General features: G+C 65.2%; 8 protein-coding genes and 1 pseudogene. All 9 read right to left on the reverse strand.

The features are described 5' to 3' along the window. Nucleotides 1-88: 88 nt before the first annotated feature. Nucleotides 89-1,039, reverse strand: coding sequence for a UDP-N-acetylmuramate dehydrogenase (gene murB, locus C100_RS29145; protein ID WP_031308743.1), 951 nt, complete (start codon nucleotides 1,037-1,039; stop codon nucleotides 89-91). Beyond that, nucleotides 1,021-1,218, reverse strand: coding sequence for a hypothetical protein (locus C100_RS29150; protein WP_024018572.1), 198 nt, complete (start codon nucleotides 1,216-1,218; stop codon nucleotides 1,021-1,023). Before C100_RS29150 ends, murB begins: the two co-directional genes overlap by 19 nt. Continuing rightward, on the reverse strand, nucleotides 1,218-2,660 hold the full coding sequence (gene murC / locus C100_RS29155; protein WP_024018573.1) for a UDP-N-acetylmuramate--L-alanine ligase: 1,443 nt from the start codon (nucleotides 2,658-2,660) through the stop codon (nucleotides 1,218-1,220). Before murC ends, C100_RS29150 begins: the two co-directional genes overlap by 1 nt. Nucleotides 2,661-2,781: 121 nt before the next feature. Then, nucleotides 2,782-3,948, reverse strand: a complete 1,167-nt coding sequence (gene murG / locus C100_RS29160; RefSeq protein WP_031308744.1) for an undecaprenyldiphospho-muramoylpentapeptide beta-N-acetylglucosaminyltransferase — start codon at nucleotides 3,946-3,948, stop codon at nucleotides 2,782-2,784. Then, nucleotides 3,945-5,147 (reverse strand): FtsW/RodA/SpoVE family cell cycle protein, encoded by a 1,203-nt coding sequence (locus tag C100_RS29165; RefSeq protein WP_024018575.1) that lies wholly within the window; start codon nucleotides 5,145-5,147, stop codon nucleotides 3,945-3,947. The genes murG and C100_RS29165 overlap by 4 nt, the downstream gene beginning before the upstream one ends. Nucleotides 5,148-5,183: 36 nt before the next feature. After that, the gene (gene murD, locus C100_RS29170; RefSeq protein ID WP_024018576.1) at nucleotides 5,184-6,533 is read right to left on the reverse strand and encodes a UDP-N-acetylmuramoyl-L-alanine--D-glutamate ligase; all 1,350 of its coding nucleotides are present in this window, start codon (nucleotides 6,531-6,533) and stop codon (nucleotides 5,184-5,186) included. After that, nucleotides 6,530-7,603, reverse strand: coding sequence for a phospho-N-acetylmuramoyl-pentapeptide-transferase (gene mraY / locus C100_RS29175; protein WP_024018577.1), 1,074 nt, complete (start codon nucleotides 7,601-7,603; stop codon nucleotides 6,530-6,532). Before mraY ends, murD begins: the two co-directional genes overlap by 4 nt. Next, entirely contained in the window at nucleotides 7,603-8,994 is a 1,392-nt protein-coding gene (locus C100_RS29180) for a UDP-N-acetylmuramoyl-tripeptide--D-alanyl-D-alanine ligase (protein ID WP_024018578.1), read from the reverse strand. Before C100_RS29180 ends, mraY begins: the two co-directional genes overlap by 1 nt. After that, nucleotides 8,991-9,145: pseudogene (locus tag C100_RS48150) on the reverse strand (UDP-N-acetylmuramoyl-L-alanyl-D-glutamate--2,6-diaminopimelate ligase); the annotation flags it as partial. The gene C100_RS29180 and the pseudogene C100_RS48150, both read right to left, overlap by 4 nt.

Below are 9,145 nucleotides of genomic sequence, written 5' to 3' on the forward strand. Positions count from 1 at the left end.
TCTCGCCATCGAGAGGGCGACCCCCCTCCACCACCAGCTCCGCTGGCGGTCCCCCTCCCCTTGCAGGGGAGGATTTGCTTGAGGCCGCTCACTTCTTCACCCCCAATATGCCCTTGTCGGCGTCGTCGGCAAACATGCCCACGCGTTGAATCTCCCACTCCAATTCTATGCCGCTCGTTTCTTTCACGCGGCGGCGGACTTCCTCGCCCAGCGCTTCGATGTCGGCGCTGGTGGCGTCGCCGGTGTTGAGGAGGAAATTGGTGTGCTTCTCGCTCACCTGCGCGCCGCCGATCTGAAGGCCGCGACAGCCCGCTTCGTCGACCAGCGCCCAGGCCTTGCGCCCGTCCGGGTTTTTGAAGGTGGAGCCGCCGGTCTTGCTGCGCAGCGGCTGACTTTCCTCACGCGCGGCGGCGATGCGGTCCATTTCGGCCTGGATCGCGGCGGATTCGCCGGGATGGCCGCGAAACGTCGCGCTGACCACGACTGCGCCTTGCGGCAGGGTCGAGTGGCGATAGGTGTAGCCGAGATCGGCGTTGCCGAGCGTCGCCCGTGCGCCCGAACGCAGCACGACATCGCATTCGATCAATATGTCGCGGGTTTCGCGGCCATAGGCGCCGCCGTTCATGCGCACGAAGCCGCCGACCGTGCCGGGGATGGAGCGCAGAAATTCAAGGCCGGCAATGCCGTTATCGCGCGCGGTCGAGGAGACGAGGATGCCGGACGCACCGCCGCCGCAGACCAGCGTCGTGGCGTCCAGCCGCTCGACCTTCGCAAAGGGCTTGCCGAGGCGCACGACCACGCCCGGCACACCGCCGTCGCGGACGATGAGGTTGGAGCCGAGGCCGAGCGCCATGACCGGCACTGACGGATCAAGGTCGCGCAGGAAAGCGGACAGGTCGTCCGCGTCCTTCGGCTCGAACAGCCATTGCGCCGCGCCGCCCGCCTTGAACCAGACGAGCGGGGCCAGCGGCGCGTCGGCCTTCAGCGTGCCACGAACGGGCGGAAGGGCAAGCGTCGTCGTCAACCGCGAACGCCCCACAGGTTCATCCAGCTTTTCATCGCCTTCATGCCCGCTTCGCCCGCATCCTGCGCGGCCATGCCGGCCCGGACATTGCGCTGCGCCGCTTCCACCATGTCGCGCGCGGCTTCGACCCCCTGCATCTGGGCATCGATCATGCGCTTCTGCATTTCCAGACCCACGGCGAACAGTTCGAACATCAGGCGGTTTCCTTCACCTTGGCGGAGACAGCGGCGGCTAGGCCCGCCGCCCATTTGGTGATGTCGCCGGCGCCCAGGCACACGATCATGTCGTCGGGCTGGAGGTCGGCGGCGACGTGCGCGGCGAGATCGTCGGCGTCGGTGACGATCGCGGCGTGACGATGACCGCGCCGCTTGAGCCCCGCGACGAGAGCCGCGCTGTCCACACCGTCGATCGGCTGTTCGCCGGCTGCATAGACGGGCGAGGCATAAACGACATCGGCGTCGTTGAAGGCTTGCTGAAACTCGTCCATCAGGTCGTGCAGGCGGGTGAAGCGGTGCGGCTGGACCACGGCGACGACGCGACCCCCGCTCGCCGAACCAGACAAGCCTTCGCGCGCGGCGGCGAGCACGGCGCGGATTTCGACCGGGTGGTGGCCATAATCGTCGATAACGGTGGCGGTTCCGTCACCGGCTTGGATCTCGCCGACCTTGGTGAAGCGACGCTTGACCCCGCCGAACTTGGCGAAGCCGGTCTGGATGGTCGCGTCGTGAATACCCATTTGCAGCGCCACGCCGATCGCCGCCATGGCGTTCAGGACATTGTGGCGGCCGGGCATCGGCATTTCTATGCCTTCGATCCGGCGCACCGATCCGTCGCGCTCACGGATCTGCACGTCGAAGCGGTTGCCGCCGGGGATGGGCTGGACATTTTCACCGCGAATGTCGGCCTGGGCGGAAAAACCGTAGGTGACGATGCGACGATCCTGCACACGCGGCAGGATCGCCTGCACTTCGGGATGATCGAGACACAGCAACGCCGCGCCGTAGAAAGGCACATTGCCCACAAATTCGACAAAGGCGTCCTTCACCCGGTCGAAACTGCCATAATGGTCGAGATGTTCGGGATCGATATTGGTTACGACCGCAATCGTGCCATCGAGGCGCAGGAAGCTCCCGTCGCTCTCATCCGCTTCCACCACCATCCAGTCGCTATTGCCCAGACGCGCGTTGGAGCCATAGCTGTTGATGATGCCGCCATTGATGACCGTGGGGTCCACCCCGCCCGCGTCCAGCAGCGCCGCGATCATCGAGGTGGTCGTGGTCTTGCCATGGGTGCCCGCGACCGCGACGGTGGATTTGAGGCGCATCAGTTCGGCCAGCATTTCGGCGCGACGGATTACTGGTATACGGGTCTCCAGCGCCAGTTCGACCTCCGGGTTGCCGCGCTTGATCGCGGTGGAGGTGACGACCACGGCGGCATCGCCCAGATTTTCGGCCTGGTGGCCGATCATCACCCTGATGCCCTTGGCGCGCAGTCCTTCCACGACATAGCCTTCGGCCACATCGGACCCCTGCACGCTATAGCCCAGATTATGCATCACTTCGGCGATACCGGACATGCCGATGCCGCCGATGCCGATGAAATGGATCGTGCCGATATCGGTGCCGACACCCTTCATGCGATAAACTCCGAAAATATGCCGTCATTCGAGCGAAAGCCGGTATCTCTCTTTTCTGCGAGAGGGACCGAAAAAGACGATGTCAGACGCCAGCCTTTGCTGGGATGACCGAGGGGAACCATCACGCCGGCACTCCTCGCAAATTGAGCGTCGTCGGCGCCGGACCGACCTTGACCGGGTCATTCATGATGGGCGCTTTGCCGATGCTTTCAAGCAGGTCGGCCATGTCACGCGCGGCGTCGGGGCGTCCGCAATGGTGCGCGCGCTTCGCCGCATTCTGAAGCGCGCCCGGCTCCATCGCCATCTTCTGCATCTGCTTGGCGAGTTCGACGGCGGTGAAGCGCGCCTGCGGGATGGTGCGCGCGCCGCCAGCCTCGGTCATTTCGCGGGCATTGGCGGTCTGATGGTCGTCCATTGCGCTGGGCAGCGGGATCAGGATCGCCGGGCGACCAGCGCAGGTCAGTTCGGCGAGGGTCGATGCACCCGCGCGGGCGATCACCAGATGCGACCAGCCGAGCTTTTCGGGCACATCGTTGAAATAGGTGGCGAGGTCGGCGGGGATTTCCATGTCCGCATAGACCTTGCGCACCCGCTCAATATCCTCGGCGCGGCATTGCTGCGTCACCTGGAGACGGCGGCGCAGCGCGACCGGGAGCATCGACAGGCCTTCGGGCACGACGTTGGACAGGATGGTGGCGCCCTGGCTGCCGCCGATCACCAGTACGCGGAATACGCTTTCGTCGGTCAGCGCGGGGAAATCCTCCTCGCGCAGCGCCTTCACTTCCTCGCGCACCGGATTGCCGACCAGATGCACCTTGGCGGCATATCTGGTCTTCAAACGCTGCACGTCGGGATAGGCCGTAGCGATGGCGTCGACGCGGCCGGCCAACAGGCGGTTGACCCGGCCCAGCACGGCATTTTGTTCATGGATCGCGGTCGGGATGCCGTCGGCCAGCGCGCCCAGCAGTGCGGGCATGGCGGGATAGCCGCCGAAGCCGACCACGGCGGTGGGGCGAAAGGTTTCGTTGAGGCGGCGGGCCATGGCGCGGCCGGCGAGGATCGCCTTCAACGCGCCGGGCCAGCTGGCCGGATTCTTCGTCATCCGTCCGGCGGGCATGACATGCACTTGGGCGGATTCGAAGATGCCGGGGATTTTCGCGCCGCGCTCATCCGTGACGAGGGCGACATGATGGCCGCGCGCCATCAACTCCTCCGCCACGGCATGGGCTGGAATCATATGACCCCCCGTCCCGCCGGCGGCGAGGACGAAGTGACGGGAAATGCTCATCGACCACTCCATTTGACGACGGTATGCCGGCCCATGAAGGGATTGCGCCGGGTAAAGGCGAGCAGCAGGCCGACCCCGATGCAAAGCGCCAGCATAGAGGAGCCACCGTAGCTGATAAAGGGCAGCGTCATGCCCTTGGACGGAAATATCTGCGCATTGACGCCCATGTTGATGATCGCCTGCAACCCGAACTGGGTGGTGAGGCCGGCGGCGGCGAGGATGGTGAAATTATCCTCCTCGTCCAGCAGGCGGAGCAGCACGCGCACCACGACGGCGAGGTAGACGCAGGCGATGGCGATGCAGGCGAGGAGGCCGAATTCCTCGCCGATCACCGAGAAGATATAGTCGGTATGCGCTTCGGGCAGGCGAAATTTATTCTGGCCTCCGCCCGGTCCGACCCCGGTAAAACCGCCATGGGTGATGGTGCGAAAGGCAAGGTCGGTCTGGTCCGGGCCGGTATCCATCTGGACGCCGATGCCCAGAAAGTCGTTGATGCGCTGCCGGCCATTTTCGTAGAACATATAGACGCCGACCAGGCCCGCCAGACCCGCGCCGCCCAACATTGCGATCCATCGCATTTCAAGGCCCGACAACAGCAGCAGGCATCCCCAGCAGGCCAGAAAGATCACCGTCTGGCCGAAGTCGGGCTGACGCATCAGGATCGCCGCGATCAACAGCGTCATCGCGCCGGTCAGTTGCATCACCGGGAGATTCTGATCCTTGGTCCGCAGCGACAGCAGCCAGGCCAAGGTCACGACATAGGCGGGCTTGAGAAATTCCGACGGCTGGAAGCGAAAGCCGGGCAGGTCGATCCAGCGCTTGGCGCCGTTCACGGTGCTGCCCAATATAGGCACGAACAGCAGCATCAGGAAGAAGAAGGCGCAGCAGAAGATCGCCAGCCGCCGCGCCTGCGGCCGGGGCAGCATGGAAATGACCAGCATGATCGGCAGGCCGAGCATGACCCATATGAGCTGGCGATAGAAATAGATCAGCGGATTGACCGCGACCGAAGCGGTTGAGCGGTCAATGGCGGCGACCGGCGACGCAGCCGCGACGGCAACCAGCCCGATCGCCATCAGCGCGACGATCAGCGACAGGAGGACGCGGTCGATTTCCCAGAACCAGATGGCGAGCGCCGTCCGTTCGCGCGGGACGGTGCGGGTACGAAAACCCTTCACCAGTTCACCAGCCCTGGACATGCCTGTTCCCCTCTTGCTCATCGCCCCGAGACTTCCCTATTCCAGCGCCGCGACGGCGGCGGCGAAGGCATCGCCGCGTGCTTCGAAATCGCGAAACTGGTCGAAACTGGCGCAGGCGGGCGATAACAGCACCACGTCGCCCGGCCGGGCGATGCGGGCCGCGCGACGGACGGCGGCGCTTAGCATCTCACTGTCGTCCACCGCCATATGGGGCCGCAGCAGATCGGCGAATTTATGCCCCGCTTCGCCGATGGTGTAGGCGTGGGCGACATTGCCATAATAGGGTACGCATTCATCCAGATTGTCGGATTTCGCGACGCCGCCCAATATCCAGTGTATGCGCGGCATGCCATCCCTGGGCGGCCAGGCGCCGAGAGCCGGTGCGGTCGAGGCGGCATTGGTCGCCTTGCTGTCGTTGACATAGAGGACGCCGTTGCGCGTCGCCACCGCCTGCATCCGGTGCGGAAGCGAGGCATAGCTGGCGAGGGCGCTGGCGATCGTTGCAGCGTCGATGTCGAGCGCTTTCGCGACAGCGATCGCGACAGCTGCATTCTGGGCATTATGCGGCCCCTGGAGCGCCGGCCAGGTCAGTTGTTCCATCGGGTCGATATCCAAGGAAGCCACCTGCCGGACATTCGACAAGCCCGCAGCGATGGACAGGCTCGGATCGTCTTCGGTCGCGATCACCGCAACATGCTGCGCGGACTGCATGGCGAACAGCCGCGCTTTGGAGGCGATATAGCCTTCAAAGCCGTTGTAGCGATCCAGATGATCGGGCGTGATGTTGAGCAGGACCGCGACGTCGCAGTCGAGGCTGTGGGTCAGGTCGATCTGATAACTGGACAGTTCCAGCACATAGACGCCCATGCCCTTCAGATTGGGTTCGAGCGGGGGCTGGCTGAGAATGGGGAGGCCGATATTGCCGCCCATGACCGTGGGATAGCCCGCCTGTTCGATGATATGATGGATGAGCGCGGTGGTGGTCGACTTGCCGTTTGTGCCGGTGATGCCCACCACCTTATGCGGCGGCAATGTCGGGCGGGCGAGCGCGAACAATTCGATGTCCCCGATGATGGGCACGCCCGCCAGCTTCGCGCGCATGGTGATGGGATGCCGGTTCAATGGCACGCCCGGCGACACGACGATGCCGTCGAAACCGGCCAGGTCGATCTCCATCGGATCGCCGAGTTGCAGCGAGACTTCGCCGTCCATGCCGGTCGCAAGCGCCTGAACGGCGTCAACCGCCGCCTCGCGCGCTTCTTCGCGGCTGTCCCAGGCGACGACGCGGGCGCCGCTGGCGACCAGCGTGGCGACGGTGGCAAGGCCGGACCGCGCCAGACCCAGCACCGCATAGGTCTTCCCCGCAAAGGCGTCCGAAACGATCATCGCAGCTTCAACGTTGCAAGGCCGGCGAGCGCCAGCACGAAGGCGATGATCCAGAAGCGGATCACCACGGTCGGTTCGGCCCAGCCCAATTGTTCGAAATGATGATGGATCGGCGCCATCTTGAACACGCGCTTGCCGGTGCGTTTGTAGAAAAAGACCTGGATGATCACGCTCATCGCCTCCACCACGAAGAGGCCGCCGATGATGCCCAGCACGATTTCATGATGGGCGGTGACCGCGATGACGCCGATCGTGCCGCCCAGCGCCAACGACCCGGTATCACCCATGAATACCGCGGCGGGCGGCGCGTTGAACCACAGAAACGCCAGCCCCGACCCGATGATCGCCCCGCACAATATGGTGAGGTTGCCCGCGCCCGGCACATGGGGGATGCCCAGATATTCCGCGAAATCCGCGCGACCGACCAGATAGACGATCAGCATGAAGGCAAGGCAGGCGATGATGACCGGCATGGTGGCGAGGCCGTCCAGGCCATCGGTCAGGTTGACCGCATTGCCGAACGCCACGATCACGAAGGCGGCGAAGCAGAAATAAAAGGGGCCAAGCTCAATCGCCGGGCCATTGTAGAAGGGCACGTAGAGCGCGGTGTTGCCATGCTGGTTGACGATCATCCAGGCGGCGATACCGGCGATCAGAAATTCGAAGATCAGGCGCATCTTGCCCGACAGCCCCTTGTGGCTGGCCTTCGTAACCTTGTCATAATCGTCGAGGAAGCCGATCGCCCCGAAGCCCAGGGTCACGAACAGGCAGGCCCACACATAGGTGGAGGACAGGTCCATCCACAGCAACACCGAGGCGACCATGGACGTCAGGATCATCAGCCCGCCCATCGTCGGGGTGCCGCGCTTGGCCAGGTGAGTCTGCGGCCCGTCGGTGCGGATCGGCTGTCCCTTGCCCTGCCTTACGCGGAGCCAGCCGATGAATTTGGGACCGATCACCAGCCCGATCAGAAGCGCGGTGAAGATAGCCGCGCCGGCCCGGAAGGAGAGATAGCGCACGAGGTTGAAAATGCCCTCGAAATCCAGGGTCTGGGCCAGCCAGTAAAGCATCAGTTCTTGTCTCCGTCGCGGGTGGCCTGCTCCAGGGCGGCGATCAGGCGGGACAGCCCGATGCCGTTGGACCCTTTGACCAGGATCGCGTCGCCCGCGCGCATTTCGGTTTGGATGAGGGGGATGGCGCTCGCCGTGTCGGGGACATGGGCATAGGGCATCGCCCCGGCGAGCGCGTCGGCCAGCGGCGCCATTTCCGCGCCGACCAATATCGCATAATCGACCCCGCCATCGCTCATCGGCGCGGCGAGACCGGCATGAAGTTCGGCGCTGCGGTCGCCCAGTTCACGCATCCCGCCCAAAATGGCGATGCGCCGGTCGGCGGTTTCGCGGCCAAGCTGCTTGAGCGTCGCGGCCATGGACAGGGGATTGGCGTTATAGCTTTCGTCGATCACCAGCGCCGCGCCGCCCGCGACGGCTACGCTGCGGCGCTCCCCCCGTCCGGGCAGGCCCGGCATTTCGGCAAGCGCAAGGCCCGCCGCCGCCAGATCGCCGCCCACCGCCTCCACCGCGGCCAGCACGGCGAGCGCATTCGACACCCAATGATCGCCGGGCGCCGCCACGGTGAAGCAGAGTTCCGCCTGCGGCAGCCGCGCCGTGACCAGCGTGCCGCCGCCCGGCGCGGGCACCGTTTCCAGCGCGCAGACATCCGCATCCGGGCTCATGCCGAAGGTCAGGACGCGCGCGGCATGGCGTTCCGCCTTGTTGTAGAGGATCGCGACATGCGGGCTGTCATAGGGGATGATCGCGGTGCCGCCGGGCTCCAGCCCCTCGAAAATCTCGGCCTTGGCCTCCGCGATCTTCGCTTCGGTGCCAAAAAATTCGATATGGGCGGGCGCGATGGCGGTGACGATGGCGGCATGGGGGCGCACCTGCCGGGTGAGCGCAGCCAGTTCGCCCGCATGGTTCATCCCCATTTCGAAAACGCCGAAAGCCGATCCGCGCGGCATCCGCGCCAGGCTCAGCGGCACGCCGACATGGTTGTTATAGCTTTTGACCGAACGATGGACCGTGCCCGGCTCGGCGCGGTCGAGCGCCAGGAACAGCGCTTCCTTCGTGCCGGTCTTGCCGACCGACCCGGTGACGCCGATCACCTTGCCCGTCATGCGTTTGCGCGAAGCCTTTCCAAGCGCTTCGAGCGCGGCCGCGCTGTCGGGCACCAATATATGGGGATGGTCCACGGCTTGGCTGACGATCGCGCCCGCCGCGCCCTGCGCAAACGCCTTGTCGACGAAACGGTGGCCGTCGGTCGTCTCGCCCGGCATCGCGACGAACAGGTCGCCGTCCGTCACCTCGCGGCTGTCGAAGGCCACGCCCGAAACGGCGAACGGCGCCGACACGGCGCCGCCTGTGGCCTCAGCGATTTCGTGCGAAGACCAAAGCTCGCTCACCCCGCGCTCTCCCGCGCCACGGTGACGTCGTCGAACGGCAGGACGCGGTCGCCAATGATCTGTCCCTGCTCATGCCCCTTGCCGGCCAGCAGCACGATGTCGTCGGCCCCGGCCTGGCGGATCGCGGCGGCGATCGCGTCGCGGCGGCCGC

The organism is Sphingobium sp. C100 (assembly GCF_000508185.1).
GTDB lineage: Bacteria > Pseudomonadota > Alphaproteobacteria > Sphingomonadales > Sphingomonadaceae > Sphingobium.